We start from the raw sequence: 12429 nt of genomic DNA, 5'->3' as shown, positions 1-12429 counted from the left end.
CCACGACAAAGCCTTCTCGTACTCTTGGAACCGGCGGGTGGCCTGCCCGGCCGTGCCGCCGAACGGGTGACGGCCGTGATGCCGGGTTGTTCGGCACCATAGTGTCCCGTATGTCGGCGGGGTGGTTTGACAAGTGCGCCGGTCGGGGTACGGTCTTCTGCTTCGATTGGCGTCTCTTCGGGACCGTATGGCACACTGTTCAGGTTGCTCGGTTGAGTGCCGATGCTGCGCGCCTCCCGCCGGGAGGACTGGAAGCGAGTCCCGCAGTACTCGTCGTCCCTTATGAGGGGCGGAAGTACGGGAATCTTCCGGGAAGCGTCAGCGGGGCCCCAACCAGGCGCTCGGTGGGTGTTCTTCCCCCACAAACCCCTTCATCAGGGAATTCCTTAGGGAATTTTGCTGGAAGGGGCGCGACACGCCCGACCGCGTGGGTCGGAGGTGGAGTGAGGAAGGGCAGCATCCGGAAGGCCTCCGGAGGCAGCCGACCGAGTCCCAGAGCGTTACGAGAGACAGGACTACTGAGTAGCCATGGCGGGACAGAAGATCCGCATCCGGCTCAAGGCCTACGACCACGAGGTCATCGACTCCTCGGCGAAGAAGATCGTCGAGACGGTGACCCGCACTGGTGCGTCGGTCGCGGGCCCGGTGCCGCTGCCCACTGAGAAGAACGTGTACTGCGTCATCAAGTCGCCGCACAAGTACAAGGACTCGCGCGAGCACTTCGAGATGCGCACGCACAAGCGCCTCATCGACATCCTCGACCCCACGCCGAAGACGGTTGACTCGCTCATGCGCCTCGACCTGCCGGCGGGCGTCGACATCGAGATCAAGCTCTGAGGTGACGCGCGAGATGGCTAAGAACATTAAGGGCGTCCTGGGCGAGAAGCTCGGCATGACCCAGGTCTGGGACGAGAACAACCGTGTCGTCCCGGTGACCGTCGTCAAGGCCGGGCCCTGTGTCGTCACCCAGGTCCGCACCAACGACAGCGACGGCTACGAGTCGGTCCAGATCGCCTTCGGCGAGATTGACCCGCGCAAGGTGAACAAGCCCCTCAAGGGTCACTTCGCCAAGGCCGACGTCACCCCGCGCCGCCACCTGGTGGAGCTGCGTACCGCTGACGCCAGCGAGTACACGCTCGGCCAGGAGATCACCGCTGCCGTGTTCGAGTCCGGCGTCAAGGTTGACGTCACGGGCAAGAGCAAGGGCAAGGGCTTCGCCGGTGTCATGAAGCGTCACAACTTCAAGGGCCTCGGCGCCGGTCACGGCACCCAGCGCAAGCACCGCTCCCCCGGTTCCATCGGTGGCTGCGCCACCCCGGGCCGTGTGTTCAAGGGCCTCCGCATGGCGGGCCGCATGGGCAACGAGCGGGTCACCACCCAGAACCTGACCGTCCACGCCGTTGACGCGGAGAAGGGCCTGCTCCTCATCAAGGGCGCGGTTCCTGGTCCGAACGGCGGCCTCGTCCTGGTCCGTACCGCGGCCAAGGGGGCCTGAGGTAACGATGAGCACCATTGACATCCTTTCGCCGGCAGGCGACAAGGCCGGGACCGTCGAGCTCCCCGCGGAGATCTTCGACGCGAAGGTCAGCATCCCGCTGATCCACCAGGTCGTCGTCGCGCAGCTGGCCGCTGCCCGTCAGGGCACGCACAAGACCAAGACTCGTGGCGAGGTCCGCGGCGGTGGCCGCAAGCCTTACCGCCAGAAGGGCACCGGTCGCGCCCGTCAGGGTTCGACCCGCGCGCCGCAGTTCGCCGGTGGTGGCGTCGTGCACGGTCCCGTGCCGCGTGACTACTCGCAGCGCACCCCGAAGAAGATGAAGGCCGCCGCCCTGCGCGGTGCCCTCACCGACCGGGCGCGCCACAGCCGCATCCACGTCGTCTCCGGCGTGGTCGACGGTGCGGTGTCCACCAAGGCCGCCAAGGCCCTCATCGGCAAGGTCAGCGAGCGCAAGAACGTGCTCCTGGTCGTCGAGCGTGCCGACGAGGCCGCGTGGCTGTCCGCCCGCAACCTGCCCCAGGTTCACATCCTGGAGCCGGGCCAGCTGAACACGTACGACGTGCTCGTCTCCGACGACGTGGTCTTCACCCAGGCCGCCTTCGAGTCCTTCGTGTCTGGCCCCAAGGCCGTTGAGACCGAAGGGAGCGAGGCCTGATGACTGAGGCCGTCGTCACCAGCAAGACCTTCTCGGACCCGCGCGACCTGCTGGTCAAGCCGGTTGTCTCGGAGAAGAGCTACGCGCTGCTGGACGAGAACAAGTACACGTTCATCGTCGACCCGCGCGCCAACAAGACCCAGATCAAGCAGGCCGTCGAGGCGGTCTTCTCGGTCAAGGTCACCGGGGTCAACACGATCAACCGTCAGGGTAAGCGCAAGCGCACCAAGACCGGTTTCGGCAAGCGCGCCAACACCAAGCGCGCCATCGTGACCCTCGCCGAGGGCGACCGTATCGACATCTTCGGCGGTCCGACCGCCTAAGGGCGGTCTGGATCGTCCGGAATCGGACGAGGACTGAGAAATGGGTATCCGCAAGTACAAGCCGACGACCCCGGGCCGTCGTGGCTCCAGCGTCGCCGACTTTGTCGAGATCACGCGGTCCACGCCGGAGAAGTCGCTGGTCCGCCCGCTGCACAGCAAGGGCGGCCGTAACAACACCGGTCGTGTGACCGTCCGCCACCAGGGCGGTGGCCACAAGCGCGCCTACCGAGTGATCGACTTCCGTCGTCACGACAAGGACGGCGTGCCGGCGAAGGTCGCTCACATCGAGTACGACCCGAACCGCACCGCGCGCATCGCGCTCCTGCACTACGCGGACGGCGAGAAGCGCTACATCATCGCTCCGGCGAAGCTCAACCAGGGCGACCGGGTTGAGAACGGCCCCACGGCCGACATCAAGCCGGGCAACAACCTCCCGCTGCGCAACATCCCGGTCGGTACCACGATCCACGCGATCGAGCTCCGTCCCGGTGGTGGCGCCAAGTTCGCCCGCTCGGCCGGTTCGTCCGTCCAGCTGCTGGCGAAGGAGGGCACCTACGCCCACCTGCGCATGCCGTCCGGCGAGGTCCGCCTGGTCGACGTCCGCTGCCGCGCCACCGTTGGCGAGGTCGGCAACGCCGAGCAGTCGAACATCAACTGGGGCAAGGCCGGCCGTATGCGCTGGAAGGGCGTTCGCCCGACCGTCCGCGGTGTCGCGATGAACCCGGTTGACCACCCGCACGGTGGTGGTGAGGGTAAGACCTCCGGTGGTCGCCACCCGGTCTCCCCGTGGGGTCAGAAGGAGGGTCGTACTCGTTCTCCCAAGAAGGCGAGCAACAAGTACATCGTCCGCCGCCGCAAGACGAACAAGAAGCGCTAGGAGCGGGTTTAGATGCCGCGTAGTCTCAAGAAGGGACCCTTCGTCGACGGACACCTCATCAAGAAGGTGGACGCTCAGAACGAGGCTGGTACCAAGAACGTCATCAAGACCTGGTCCCGTCGCTCCATGATCGTGCCGGCCATGCTCGGCCACACGCTCGCGGTGCACAACGGCAAGACGCACGTCCCGGTGTTTGTCACCGAGTCGATGGTCGGCCACAAGCTCGGCGAGTTCTCGCCGACCCGCACCTTCCGCGGCCACGTCAAGGACGACCGCAAGTCGAAGCGCCGCTAAAGGCGGGGTGTGAACGACTATGACTGACACCGAAGGGACAACCATGGAAGCCAGGGCCCAGGCGCGGTACATCCGCGTCACGCCCATGAAGGCCCGCCGCGTGGTGGACCTCATCCGTGGCATGGATGCCACGGAGGCTCAGGCGGTCCTGCGTTTCGCCCCGCAGGCCGCGAGCGTGCCGGTGGGCAAGGTGCTTGACAGCGCCATTGCCAACGCCGCGCACAACTACGACCACACGGACGCTTCGTCGCTGTACATCAGCGAAGCGTTCGTGGACGAGGGCCCGACCCTGAAGCGGTTCCGTCCGCGTGCTCAGGGCCGTGCCTACCGGATCCGCAAGCGGACCAGCCACATCACCGTGGTCGTCAGCAGCAAGGAAGGAACCCGGTAATGGGCCAGAAGGTTAACCCGCACGGGTTCCGGCTCGGCATCACCACGGACTTCAAGTCCCGTTGGTACGCCGACAAGCTGTACAAGGACTACGTCAAGGAAGACGTTGCCATTCGTCGCATGATGACGAAGGGCATGGAGCGCGCCGGTATCTCGAAGGTTGAGATCGAGCGCACCCGCGACCGCGTCCGCGTTGACATCCACACCGCCCGCCCGGGCATCGTCATCGGCCGCCGTGGCGCCGAGGCCGACCGCATCCGTGGCGAGCTGGAGAAGCTGACCGGCAAGCAGGTCCAGCTGAACATCCTCGAGGTCAAGAACCCCGAGGTCGACGCTCAGCTGGTGGCCCAGGCCGTCGCCGAGCAGCTGTCCTCCCGCGTCTCCTTCCGTCGCGCCATGCGTAAGAGCATGCAGTCGACGATGAAGGCCGGCGCCAAGGGCATCAAGATCCAGTGCGGTGGCCGTCTCGGCGGCGCCGAGATGTCCCGCTCGGAGTTCTACCGCGAGGGCCGTGTGCCCCTGCACACGCTCCGCGCGAACGTCGACTACGGCTTCTTCGAGGCCAAGACCACCTTCGGCCGCATCGGCGTGAAGGTCTGGATCTACAAGGGCGACGTCAAGAACATCGCCGAGGTCCGCGCCGAGAACGCTGCCGCTCGTGCGGGCAACCGCCCGTCGCGTGGTGGCGCCCAGGACCGCCCGGCCCGTGGTGGCCGTGGTGGCGAGCGTGGCGGCCGCGGCCGCAAGCCGCAGCAGTCCGCCGAGGCCCCCAAGGCCGAGGCCACCGCTGCTCCGGCTGAGTCCACCGGAACGGAGGCCTGACCGACATGCTGATCCCTCGCAGGGTCAAGCACCGCAAGCAGCACCACCCCAAGCGGAACGGCATGGCCAAGGGTGGCACCGAGCTCGCGTTCGGTGAGTACGGCATCCAGGCCCTGACCCCGGCCTACGTGACGAACCGGCAGATCGAGTCCGCTCGTATCGCCATGACCCGTCACATCAAGCGTGGCGGCAAGGTCTGGATCAACATCTACCCGGACCGTCCGCTGACGAAGAAGCCGGCCGAGACCCGCATGGGTTCCGGTAAGGGTTCTCCGGAGTGGTGGATCGCGAACGTCAAGCCCGGTCGGGTGATGTTCGAGCTGTCCTTCCCGAATGAAAAGGTCGCTAAGGAGGCGCTCACCCGCGCCGCCCACAAGCTTCCGATGAAGTGCCGCATTGTTCGGCGCGAGGCAGGTGAGTCGTGATGGCCGCTGGTATCAAGGCGACCGAGCTGCGCGAGCTCAACGACGAGGACCTCGTCGCGAAGCTCCGTGAGGCCAAGGAAGAGCTGTTCAACCTCCGCTTCCAGGCGGCGACCGGGCAGCTTGAGAACCACGGTCGGCTCAAGTCCGTCCGTAAGGACATCGCCCGGATCTACACCCTGATGCGCGAGCGCGAGCTGGGCATCGAGACGGTGGAGAGCGCCTGATGAGCGAGAAGAATGTGACTGAGACGAACGAGCGCGGTTTCCGCAAGACCCGCGAGGGTCTCGTCGTCAGCGACAAGATGGACAAGACCGTCGTCGTCGCCGTCGAGGACCGCGTCAAGCACGCGCTGTACGGCAAGGTCATCCGCCGTACGAACAAGCTCAAGGCGCACGACGAGCAGAACGCTGCCGGCGTCGGCGACCGCGTCCTCCTGATGGAGACGCGTCCGCTGTCGGCGTCCAAGCGCTGGCGCGTCGTCGAGATCCTCGAGAAGGCCAAGTAATTTCTGAGGGGTTTCCCTCGGATAAGTTCCGCCAGGCTCGGCAGGGGCTCCTCGGAGCCCCTGCCGGGAACCGGCAGACGATCAGGAGATAGACGTGATCCAGCAGGAGTCGCGACTTCGGGTCGCCGACAACACTGGTGCCAAGGAGATCCTTTGCATCCGTGTTCTCGGTGGTTCGGGTCGCCGCTACGCGGGCATCGGTGACGTCATCGTCGCCACCGTCAAGGACGCGATCCCCGGTGGCAACGTGAAGAAGGGTGACGTCATCAAGGCCGTCATCGTTCGCACCGTCAAGGAGCGCCGCCGTCCGGATGGCTCGTACATCCGTTTCGACGAGAACGCCGCTGTCGTTCTCAAGAATGACGGTGACCCCCGCGGCACCCGTATCTTCGGCCCCGTGGGCCGAGAGCTGCGCGAGAAGAAGTTCATGAAGATCGTCTCGCTCGCGCCGGAGGTGCTGTAACCGATGAAGATCAAGAAGGGCGACCTGGTCCAGGTCATCACCGGTAAGGACAAGGGCAAGCAGGGCAAGGTCATCGTGGCCATGCCCAGCGAGAACCGCGTCCTCGTCGAGGGTGTCAACCGGGTCAAGAAGCACACCAAGGCCGGCCAGACCGCTCGTGGTTCGCAGACCGGCGGCATTGTCACGACCGAGGCCCCCATCCACGTGAGCAACGTTCAGCTCATCGTGGAGAAGGACGGCAAGAAGGTCGTCACGCGTGTCGGTTACCGCTTCGACGAGAACGGCAACAAGATCCGCGTTGCCAAGCGCACCGGTGAGGACATCTGATGACTGCCACCACCAACGCGCCGCGTCTCAAGCTGCGCTACCGCGAAGAGATCGTCGGCAAGCTGCGTGAGGAGTTCTCCTACGAGAACATCATGCAGGTTCCCGGCCTGACCAAGATCGTGGTCAACATGGGTGTGGGCGACGCCGCCCGCGACTCCAAGCTGATCGAGGGCGCCATCCGCGACCTCACCACGATCACGGGCCAGAAGCCCGCCGTCACCAAGGCTCGCAAGTCCATCGCGCAGTTCAAGCTGCGTGAGGGCCAGCCGATCGGCGCCCACGTCACCCTCCGTGGTGACCGCATGTGGGAGTTCCTGGACCGTACCCTGTCGCTCGCGCTGCCGCGCATCCGCGACTTCCGTGGTCTGTCCCCGAAGCAGTTCGACGGTCGGGGCAACTACACCTTCGGTCTCACGGAGCAGGTCATGTTCCACGAGATCGACCAGGACAAGATCGACCGTGTCCGGGGTATGGACATCACCGTGGTGACCACGGCGACCAACGACGACGAGGGCCGCGCCCTCCTCCGTCACCTCGGCTTCCCCTTCAAGGAGGCGTGACCGAGATGGCGAAGAAGTCTCTGATCGCGAAGGCCGCGCGCAAGCCCAAGTTCGCGGTCCGTGCGTACACCCGTTGCAACCGCTGCGGCCGTCCGCACTCCGTGTACCGCAAGTTCGGCCTCTGCCGCGTGTGCCTTCGTGAGATGGCTCACCGTGGCGAGCTGCCGGGCGTGACCAAGAGCTCCTGGTAACAACCCACTTGGGTTGACCAGGGCTCTCGGTAAGCATCAAGGATGGTGGGGCCCAGTCCTTCACTCGCGTAGAGTTGAAGGGTTGGGCGCCCGCCGCCCATGACCGTCTTACTACGCCGTAGGTCCCCGCACCGCACCCGCTCCGACTGATGTTCGGGGAGAGGGATGGCGCAGATAGGAAACCACGGCGAGAGAGGCCGAAGGCCAAACATGACCATGACCGATCCGATCGCAGACATGCTGACCCGTCTGCGGAACGCGAACTCGGCTTACCACGACTCCGTGGCGATGCCCCACAGCAAGATCAAGGCGCACATCGCCGAGATCCTGCAGCAGGAGGGCTACATCGCCGGCTGGAAGGTCGAGGACGCCGAGGTCGGCAAGAAGCTCGTCGTCGACCTCAAGTTCGGCCCGAACCGTGAGCGCTCCATCGCGGGCATCAAGCGGATCTCGAAGCCGGGCCTCCGGGTCTACGCAAAGTCCACCAACCTGCCGAAGGTCCTCGGCGGCCTGGGCGTGGCGATCATCTCCACGTCCCACGGTCTCCTGACCGGCCAGCAGGCCAGCAAGAAGGGCGTGGGTGGGGAAGTCCTCGCCTACGTCTGGTAATCGGGAACGGAGGAAAAGCTAATGTCGCGTATTGGCAAGCTGCCCATCCAGGTTCCCGCTGGTGTGGACGTCACCATCGATGGCCGCACGGTTTCGGTGAAGGGTCCCAAGGGCACCCTGACCCACACCGTGTCCGCGCCCATCGAGATCGCCAAGGGTGAGGACGGCGTCCTGAACGTCACCCGCCCCAACGACGAGCGTCAGAACAAGGCCCTGCACGGCCTGTCCCGCACGCTGGTGGCGAACATGATCACCGGCGTGACCCAGGGCTACAGCAAGGCTCTTGAGATCAGCGGTGTCGGCTACCGCGTCCAGGCGAAGGGCTCCAACCTGGAGTTCGCCCTGGGCTACAGCCACCCGATCCTGGTCGAGGCCCCCGAGGGCATCACCTTCAAGGTCGAGTCGCCCACCAAGCTCAGCGTCGAGGGCATCGACAAGCAGAAGGTCGGCGAGGTTGCCGCCAACATCCGCAAGCTTCGCAAGCCCGACCCCTACAAGGCCAAGGGCGTGAAGTATGCGGGTGAGGTCATCCGCCGCAAGGTCGGAAAGGCTGGTAAGTAAGCCATGGCATACGGTGTGAAGATCGCCAAGGGTGACGCGTACAAGCGCGCTGCCAAGGCCCGCCGCCACATCCGCATCCGCAAGAACCTGTCGGGTACGGCCGAGCGCCCGCGTCTCGTCGTGACGCGCTCCAACCGTGGCATCACCGCCCAGGTGATCGACGACCTCAAGGGTCACACCCTGGCGTCGGCGTCCCACCTGGACGCGTCCATCCGCGGTGGCGAGGGCGACAAGAGCGCCCAGGCCAAGAAGGTCGGCGCCCTGGTTGCCGAGCGTGCCAAGGCCGCCGGTGTCGAGGCTGTCGTGTTCGACCGCGGTGGCAACCAGTACGCCGGGCGCATTGCCGCTCTGGCGGACGCCGCCCGCGAAGCCGGGCTGAAGTTCTAAGCCCCGGTTCCGGAGCTAGCGGACGTAACAGAGAGAGGTAAATCCAATGGCTGGACCCCAGCGCCGCGGAAGCGGTGCCGGTGGCGGCGAGCGGCGGGACCGGAAGGGTCGCGACGGTGGCGCTGCCGCCGAGAAGACCGCGTACGTTGAGCGCGTAGTCGCGATCAACCGCGTCGCCAAGGTTGTCAAGGGTGGTCGCCGCTTCAGCTTCACCGCGCTGGTCGTGGTGGGCGACGGTGACGGCACGGTCGGTGTCGGTTACGGCAAGGCCAAGGAAGTTCCGGCTGCCATCGCCAAGGGCGTGGAAGAGGCCAAGAAGAACTTCTTCAAGGTCCCCCGTATCCAGGGCACCGTGCCTCACCCGATCACTGGCGAGAAGGCGGCCGGTGTCGTGCTGCTCAAGCCTGCTTCCCCCGGTACCGGTGTTATCGCCGGTGGCCCGGTGCGAGCGGTGCTCGAGTGCGCCGGCATCCACGACATCCTGTCGAAGTCGCTCGGTTCGTCGAACCCGATCAACATCGTGCACGCCACGGTGACGGCCCTCAAGGGACTGCAGCGTCCCGAGGAGATCGCCGCTCGTCGTGGTCTGCCGCTGGAGGACGTCGCCCCCGCCGCACTGCTGCGGGCGCGTGCAGGGGCGGGTGCGTAATGGCTCGCCTCAAGGTCACGCAGGTCAAGTCCTACATCGGTAGCAAGCAGAACCACCGCGACACCCTTCGTTCGCTTGGTCTCAAGCGCATGAACGACGTGGTGGTCAAGGAGGACCGTCCCGAGATCCGCGGCATGGTGCACACCGTCCGCCACCTCGTGACGGTTGAGGAGGTCGACTGACATGGCGGAGAACAACCCGCTGAAGGTCCACAACCTCCGGCCCGCCCCGGGCGCCAAGACCGCCAAGACCCGTGTCGGTCGTGGTGAGGCGTCCAAGGGTAAGACCGCCGGTCGTGGTACCAAGGGCACCAAGGCCCGTTACCAGGTTCCGGAGCGCTTCGAGGGTGGGCAGATGCCCCTCCACATGCGCCTCCCGAAGCTGAAGGGCTTCAAGAACCCCGCCCACAAGCAGTTCCAGGTCGTGAACCTGGACAAGCTGGCCGCGCTCTACCCGCAGGGTGGCGAGGTCACGGTGGCCGATCTGGTCGCCAAGGGCGCGGTGCGCAACAACGAGCTCGTCAAGGTCCTGGGCCAGGGCGAGATCACCGTGGCGCTGCAGGTGACGGTGGACGCCGTCTCCAGCTCCGCCAAGGAGAAGATCGCTGCCGCCGGCGGCAGCGTTTCCGAGCTCATCTGAGTTCGTTGATCTGACAACCGGGGATGTCCCAAAAGGGGCATCCCCGGTTGGTCGTTCCAAGGGGGGCACGGTCGCCGGTAAGGTGGCGTGCACTGTTGCTGTATCAGTGGAGGCCCATGCCTCCGAGCCGCCCGGCCTGTGTCCGGGTGGACTTGACAGTTAAGTATTCGTCGAACCACAACACCGTCACCTCTCACGTGGCTGCGTGAGAGGCGCAGGAGGCACCGTGCTCACCGCGTTCGCCCGGGCGTTCAGGACGCCCGACCTGCGCAAGAAGCTGCTGTTCACGTTGGGCATCATGGTGCTCTTCCGGCTCGGCGCCCATGTGCCCGTGCCCGGTGTCGACTACCGCAATGTCCAGACCTGCATGGACCAGGCCAAGAGCGGGATGGGCCTCTTCGGCCTCGTGAACATGTTCAGCGGTGGTGCGCTGCTGCAGATCACGATCTTCGCGCTGGGCATCATGCCCTACATCACGGCGAGCATCATCCTTCAGCTGCTCACCGTCGTGATCCCGCGTCTGGAAGCCCTCAAGAAGGAGGGCCAGTCGGGCCAGGCCAAGATCACGCAGTACACGCGCTATCTGACCGTCGCCCTGGCGATCCTGCAGGGCACCGGACTCGTCGCGACCGCCAGCAACGGCGCGCTGTTCGGCAACTGCACCGTCGGCAACCAGATCGTCCCGGACAAGTCGGTCTTCGCCACCGCCGTCATGGTCATCACCATGACCGCCGGCACCGCGATCATCATGTGGCTGGGCGAGCTCATTACCGACCGCGGCATCGGCAACGGCATGTCGATCCTGATGTTCACCTCCATCGCCGCCGGCTTCCCGGGCGCCCTCTGGGCGATCAAGATGCAGGGCAAGCTGATGGGCGGCTGGCTGGAATTCGGCCTGGTGATCCTCTGCGGTCTGGCCATGGTCGCGCTGGTGGTCTTCGTGGAGCAGGCTCAGCGCCGCATCCCCGTGCAGTACGCGAAGCGCATGATCGGCCGCCGTTCCTACGGCGGCACGTCCACCTACATCCCGCTCAAGGTGAACCAGGCCGGTGTGATCCCGGTCATCTTCGCCTCGTCGCTGCTCTACATCCCGGCCTTGCTCGTGCAGTTCACCGGCTCCAAGGCGGACTGGGCGAACTGGGTCCAGGCCAACCTGGTCAAGGGTGACCACCCGATCTACATGGTCACGTACTTCCTGCTGATCGTCTTCTTCGCGTTCTTCTACGTCGCCATCTCCTTCAACCCCGAAGAAGTTGCCGACAATATGAAGAAGTATGGTGGCTTTATCCCGGGCATCCGGGCCGGCCGTCCCACGGCCGAGTACCTGAGCTACGTGCTGAACCGCATCACGTGGCCGGGTTCGCTCTACCTGGGTCTGATCGCCCTTGTGCCCACCGTGGCACTGGTCACACTCAACGCGAATCAGAACTTTCCGTTCGGTGGAACCAGCATCCTGATCATCGTGGGTGTCGGTCTTGAGACTGTGAAGCAGATCGAGAGCCAGCTTCAGCAGCGCAACTACGAAGGGTTCCTCCGCTGATGCGAATCGTCCTCGTCGGGCCGCCCGGCGCCGGCAAGGGTACGCAGGCCGCGTACCTCGCCAAGAACCTCGCCATCCCGCACATCTCCACGGGCGACCTGTTCCGGGCGAACATCAGCCAGGGCACGCCCCTGGGCCAGAAGGCCCAGGAGTACATGCGCGCCGGCCAGCTCGTGCCGGACGAGGTCACCATCGGGATGGCCAAGGACCGCATGCACCAGCCGGACGCCGCGAGCGGCTTCCTGCTGGACGGCTTCCCGCGAAACCTCGCCCAGGCCGAGGCGCTGGACGGGATCCTCAAGGCCGACGACCTCAAGCTGGACGCGGTGCTGGACCTCGAGGTCCCCGAGGACGAGGTGGTCAAGCGGATCGCCGGTCGCCGGATCTGCCGCAAGGACAGCAGCCACGTCTTCCACGCGATCTACAACCCGCCGGCCGCGGAGGGTGTCTGCGACACCTGCGGCGGCGAGCTGTACCAGCGCGAGGACGACAGCGAGGACACCGTCCGCAAGCGGCTCGAGGTCTACCACAGCGAGACCGAGCCGATCATCGACTACTACAAGGCCCAGGGCCTCGTGGTGACGATCTCGGCGCTCGGCAAGGTCGCCGAGGTCACCCAGCGCGCGATGGCCGCGCTGGAGCGTGAAGGTTCCTGACCCACTCGGGTCGCATACGGCCGCGATGCCCTGCCGGGCATCGCGGCCGTATTGTGTT

At 65.6% G+C, this 12429-nt stretch carries 23 protein-coding genes; all 23 read left to right on the top strand.

All coding sequences use genetic code 11. The annotated features are described in order from the left end of the window. Positions 1–528: 528 nt before the first annotated feature. The 23 genes from rpsJ (at position 529) to J1792_RS04065 (ending at position 12371) form a co-directional block, all read left to right on the top strand. Entirely contained in the window at positions 529–837 is a 309-nt protein-coding gene (rpsJ, locus tag J1792_RS04175; RefSeq protein ID WP_003948644.1) for a 30S ribosomal protein S10, read from the top strand. Positions 838–850: 13 nt separating this feature from the next. Beyond that, positions 851–1495 (top strand): 50S ribosomal protein L3, encoded by a 645-nt coding sequence (gene rplC / locus J1792_RS04170; protein ID WP_086567349.1) that lies wholly within the window; start codon positions 851–853, stop codon positions 1493–1495. A 7-nt stretch (positions 1496–1502) separates the two neighbouring features. After that, the gene (gene rplD, locus J1792_RS04165) at positions 1503–2153 is read left to right on the top strand and encodes a 50S ribosomal protein L4 (protein WP_086567297.1); all 651 of its coding nucleotides are present in this window, start codon (positions 1503–1505) and stop codon (positions 2151–2153) included. Continuing rightward, positions 2153–2476 (top strand): 50S ribosomal protein L23, encoded by a 324-nt coding sequence (rplW, locus tag J1792_RS04160; protein ID WP_030368414.1) that lies wholly within the window; start codon positions 2153–2155, stop codon positions 2474–2476. The genes rplD and rplW overlap by 1 nt, the downstream gene beginning before the upstream one ends. 40 nt (positions 2477–2516) lie before the next feature. After that, a complete protein-coding gene (rplB, locus tag J1792_RS04155) occupies positions 2517–3353 on the top strand; it encodes a 50S ribosomal protein L2 (RefSeq protein WP_086567295.1) in 837 nt (278 codons plus the stop codon). 12 nt (positions 3354–3365) lie between these two features. Then, positions 3366–3647: a 30S ribosomal protein S19 gene (rpsS, locus tag J1792_RS04150; protein ID WP_004950443.1), complete on the top strand. Its 282-nt coding sequence runs from the start codon at positions 3366–3368 to the stop codon at positions 3645–3647. Positions 3648–3690: 43 nt separating this feature from the next. Next, a complete protein-coding gene (rplV, locus tag J1792_RS04145) occupies positions 3691–4038 on the top strand; it encodes a 50S ribosomal protein L22 (protein ID WP_031012097.1) in 348 nt (115 codons plus the stop codon). Next, positions 4038–4859: a 30S ribosomal protein S3 gene (rpsC, locus tag J1792_RS04140; protein ID WP_086567293.1), complete on the top strand. Its 822-nt coding sequence runs from the start codon at positions 4038–4040 to the stop codon at positions 4857–4859. The genes rplV and rpsC overlap by 1 nt, the downstream gene beginning before the upstream one ends. A 5-nt stretch (positions 4860–4864) precedes the next feature. Next, a complete protein-coding gene (gene rplP, locus J1792_RS04135; RefSeq protein WP_030368409.1) occupies positions 4865–5284 on the top strand; it encodes a 50S ribosomal protein L16 in 420 nt (139 codons plus the stop codon). Then, positions 5284–5508 carry a 50S ribosomal protein L29 gene (rpmC, locus tag J1792_RS04130; RefSeq protein ID WP_030368408.1) on the top strand — a complete coding sequence of 75 codons (225 nt, stop codon included), beginning with the start codon at positions 5284–5286 and terminating at the stop codon, positions 5506–5508. Before rplP ends, rpmC begins: the two co-directional genes overlap by 1 nt. Continuing rightward, positions 5508–5789, top strand: a complete 282-nt coding sequence (gene rpsQ, locus J1792_RS04125; RefSeq protein WP_086567292.1) for a 30S ribosomal protein S17 — start codon at positions 5508–5510, stop codon at positions 5787–5789. The genes rpmC and rpsQ overlap by 1 nt, the downstream gene beginning before the upstream one ends. Positions 5790–5883: 94 nt before the next feature. Continuing rightward, positions 5884–6252 carry a 50S ribosomal protein L14 gene (gene rplN, locus J1792_RS04120; protein ID WP_030368406.1) on the top strand — a complete coding sequence of 123 codons (369 nt, stop codon included), beginning with the start codon at positions 5884–5886 and terminating at the stop codon, positions 6250–6252. A gap of 3 nt (positions 6253–6255) precedes the next feature. Continuing rightward, complete coding sequence (gene rplX / locus J1792_RS04115; protein WP_086567290.1) at positions 6256–6579, top strand: 50S ribosomal protein L24; 324 nt, start codon at positions 6256–6258, stop codon at positions 6577–6579. Beyond that, complete coding sequence (gene rplE / locus J1792_RS04110; RefSeq protein WP_086567288.1) at positions 6579–7139, top strand: 50S ribosomal protein L5; 561 nt, start codon at positions 6579–6581, stop codon at positions 7137–7139. The genes rplX and rplE overlap by 1 nt, the downstream gene beginning before the upstream one ends. Before the next feature lie 5 nt (positions 7140–7144). Continuing rightward, entirely contained in the window at positions 7145–7330 is a 186-nt protein-coding gene (locus J1792_RS04105) for a type Z 30S ribosomal protein S14 (RefSeq protein ID WP_071964550.1), read from the top strand. Positions 7331–7540: 210 nt separating this feature from the next. Continuing rightward, on the top strand, positions 7541–7939 hold the full coding sequence (gene rpsH, locus J1792_RS04100) for a 30S ribosomal protein S8 (protein ID WP_071964540.1): 399 nt from the start codon (positions 7541–7543) through the stop codon (positions 7937–7939). A gap of 21 nt (positions 7940–7960) precedes the next feature. After that, complete coding sequence (rplF, locus tag J1792_RS04095) at positions 7961–8500, top strand: 50S ribosomal protein L6 (RefSeq protein WP_086567286.1); 540 nt, start codon at positions 7961–7963, stop codon at positions 8498–8500. Positions 8501–8503: 3 nt separating this feature from the next. Next, the gene (rplR, locus tag J1792_RS04090; protein WP_086567285.1) at positions 8504–8887 is read left to right on the top strand and encodes a 50S ribosomal protein L18; all 384 of its coding nucleotides are present in this window, start codon (positions 8504–8506) and stop codon (positions 8885–8887) included. A gap of 46 nt (positions 8888–8933) precedes the next feature. After that, positions 8934–9536: a 30S ribosomal protein S5 gene (rpsE, locus tag J1792_RS04085; protein WP_086567283.1), complete on the top strand. Its 603-nt coding sequence runs from the start codon at positions 8934–8936 to the stop codon at positions 9534–9536. Then, positions 9536–9718 (top strand): 50S ribosomal protein L30, encoded by a 183-nt coding sequence (gene rpmD, locus J1792_RS04080; protein ID WP_086567281.1) that lies wholly within the window; start codon positions 9536–9538, stop codon positions 9716–9718. Before rpsE ends, rpmD begins: the two co-directional genes overlap by 1 nt. A gap of 1 nt (position 9719) precedes the next feature. Next, positions 9720–10175: a 50S ribosomal protein L15 gene (rplO, locus tag J1792_RS04075; protein WP_086567279.1), complete on the top strand. Its 456-nt coding sequence runs from the start codon at positions 9720–9722 to the stop codon at positions 10173–10175. Between the two features lie 226 nt (positions 10176–10401). Next, positions 10402–11715, top strand: a complete 1314-nt coding sequence (secY, locus tag J1792_RS04070) for a preprotein translocase subunit SecY (protein ID WP_086567277.1) — start codon at positions 10402–10404, stop codon at positions 11713–11715. Beyond that, a complete protein-coding gene (locus J1792_RS04065; protein ID WP_086567275.1) occupies positions 11715–12371 on the top strand; it encodes an adenylate kinase in 657 nt (218 codons plus the stop codon). Before secY ends, J1792_RS04065 begins: the two co-directional genes overlap by 1 nt. The last annotated feature ends 58 nt before the right edge of the window (positions 12372–12429 follow it).

This window comes from Streptomyces triculaminicus (assembly GCF_017349075.1).
Lineage (GTDB): Bacteria > Actinomycetota > Actinomycetes > Streptomycetales > Streptomycetaceae > Streptomyces > Streptomyces triculaminicus.
Note: the sequence above shows the minus strand (reverse complement) of the source record. Positions and strands in the feature narration are given on the sequence as shown.

Coding starts and splice junctions, on each gene's coding strand:
- rpsH (WP_071964540.1), top strand. CDS start 7,541: ATGACCATGACCGATCCGATCGCAGACATGCTGACCCGTCTGCGGAAC.
- rplC (WP_086567349.1), top strand. CDS start 851: ATGGCTAAGAACATTAAGGGCGTCCTGGGCGAGAAGCTCGGCATGACC.
- rpsC (WP_086567293.1), top strand. CDS start 4,038: ATGGGCCAGAAGGTTAACCCGCACGGGTTCCGGCTCGGCATCACCACG.
- rplP (WP_030368409.1), top strand. CDS start 4,865: ATGCTGATCCCTCGCAGGGTCAAGCACCGCAAGCAGCACCACCCCAAG.
- rplR (WP_086567285.1), top strand. CDS start 8,504: ATGGCATACGGTGTGAAGATCGCCAAGGGTGACGCGTACAAGCGCGCT.
- rpmC (WP_030368408.1), top strand. CDS start 5,284: ATGGCCGCTGGTATCAAGGCGACCGAGCTGCGCGAGCTCAACGACGAG.
- rpmD (WP_086567281.1), top strand. CDS start 9,536: ATGGCTCGCCTCAAGGTCACGCAGGTCAAGTCCTACATCGGTAGCAAG.
- rplX (WP_086567290.1), top strand. CDS start 6,256: ATGAAGATCAAGAAGGGCGACCTGGTCCAGGTCATCACCGGTAAGGAC.
- rpsJ (WP_003948644.1), top strand. CDS start 529: ATGGCGGGACAGAAGATCCGCATCCGGCTCAAGGCCTACGACCACGAG.
- rpsQ (WP_086567292.1), top strand. CDS start 5,508: ATGAGCGAGAAGAATGTGACTGAGACGAACGAGCGCGGTTTCCGCAAG.
- rplV (WP_031012097.1), top strand. CDS start 3,691: ATGGAAGCCAGGGCCCAGGCGCGGTACATCCGCGTCACGCCCATGAAG.
- rplD (WP_086567297.1), top strand. CDS start 1,503: ATGAGCACCATTGACATCCTTTCGCCGGCAGGCGACAAGGCCGGGACC.
- rpsS (WP_004950443.1), top strand. CDS start 3,366: ATGCCGCGTAGTCTCAAGAAGGGACCCTTCGTCGACGGACACCTCATC.
- rplW (WP_030368414.1), top strand. CDS start 2,153: ATGACTGAGGCCGTCGTCACCAGCAAGACCTTCTCGGACCCGCGCGAC.
- J1792_RS04065 (WP_086567275.1), top strand. CDS start 11,715: ATGCGAATCGTCCTCGTCGGGCCGCCCGGCGCCGGCAAGGGTACGCAG.
- rplF (WP_086567286.1), top strand. CDS start 7,961: ATGTCGCGTATTGGCAAGCTGCCCATCCAGGTTCCCGCTGGTGTGGAC.
- J1792_RS04105 (WP_071964550.1), top strand. CDS start 7,145: ATGGCGAAGAAGTCTCTGATCGCGAAGGCCGCGCGCAAGCCCAAGTTC.
- rpsE (WP_086567283.1), top strand. CDS start 8,934: ATGGCTGGACCCCAGCGCCGCGGAAGCGGTGCCGGTGGCGGCGAGCGG.
- rplB (WP_086567295.1), top strand. CDS start 2,517: ATGGGTATCCGCAAGTACAAGCCGACGACCCCGGGCCGTCGTGGCTCC.
- rplO (WP_086567279.1), top strand. CDS start 9,720: ATGGCGGAGAACAACCCGCTGAAGGTCCACAACCTCCGGCCCGCCCCG.
- rplE (WP_086567288.1), top strand. CDS start 6,579: ATGACTGCCACCACCAACGCGCCGCGTCTCAAGCTGCGCTACCGCGAA.